This window comes from Nonomuraea sp. MG754425, from assembly GCF_021699195.1.
GTDB lineage: Bacteria > Actinomycetota > Actinomycetes > Streptosporangiales > Streptosporangiaceae > Nonomuraea.
Genome location: NZ_SSXE01000442.1, coordinates 1 through 907, shown reverse-complemented (window position 1 = coordinate 907; position 907 = coordinate 1). Strand labels below are relative to the sequence as shown.

Genomic DNA, 907 nt, shown 5'->3' with positions numbered 1-907 from the left:
GGTGCCGGTCACGCGGGTGCCCGACTGGGTCCAGTTCGCGCCCCATCCGGTCGGGGTGTACTTCTGGCCGGTGGTCGGGTAGTCGAAGGCCAGCGACCAGGAGGTGAGCGGGTCCCCGGTGTTCTTCAGCGTGATGCTCGCGGTGAATCCGCCCTGACCAGGGCTGCTCGTCCACGAGTTGGCTGTGTAGGTCACGTCGCAGGCGACGGCGGCGTTGGCGGCCGGGCTCTGTCCGACGATGAGCCCTAAGGCCGCGACACTCGCGGCGGTCATGGTCACGGCCCATCTGCGAAGGCCGCGGTGGAGTCTCACGAGCGATCATCTCCAGTACTAGATGGCTGGGAGCGCTCCCATCGTGTGCCGGGGTCCGAGTCCGTGTACAGCGCGCCCCCTTCGAGAAGGCGTCCGCCGCCCCGCATGCTCGTTGAATGCCCTGGAACGTGGATGAAACTTTCATCCCGGGCAGCCAGGTGAGAGGAAACGCGGGGGTTACCGGCACGCCATTCCGTTGACATACGCCGGAGTGCACCCACAATCCATTTTGGGAGCGCTCCCACACCCCTACTCCCATGGAGACCCCGTGAAGTACAGACCTCCGATCCCTTTGACCCGCTTGTCGAGACGACTCGCCGTGGCCACGACTCTTGTCCTCGCGGCGGGCCTGACCTCGGCCGTCACGGCCGCCCCCGCCCAGGCGGCCGTGGCGTGCGACGTGACGTACGCGGCCAACCAGTGGACGAGCGGCCCGGGCCAGGGCGGGTTCACCGCGAATGTCACGCTGAAGAACACCGGTGACCCCATCACGTCGTGGTCGCTGGCCTTCGACTACCCGACCACCGGCCAGAAGTACACCCCGACCGGATGGGGCGCGAACTGGACCCAGTCGGGCACCCGCGTGACCGGCACC

2 protein-coding genes are annotated in these 907 nt (G+C 67.7%); one reads left to right on the top strand and one right to left on the bottom strand.

The features are described from left to right. On the bottom strand, positions 1-273 hold a 273-nt coding region (locus FAF44_RS53375), incomplete at its 3' end, for a cellulose binding domain-containing protein (RefSeq protein WP_237111148.1). Positions 274-631: 358 nt separating this feature from the next. Here FAF44_RS53375 and FAF44_RS53370 point away from each other — a divergent pair. Continuing rightward, the coding region (locus FAF44_RS53370; RefSeq protein WP_237111147.1) for a cellulose binding domain-containing protein at positions 632-907 on the top strand (276 nt) is incomplete at its 3' end.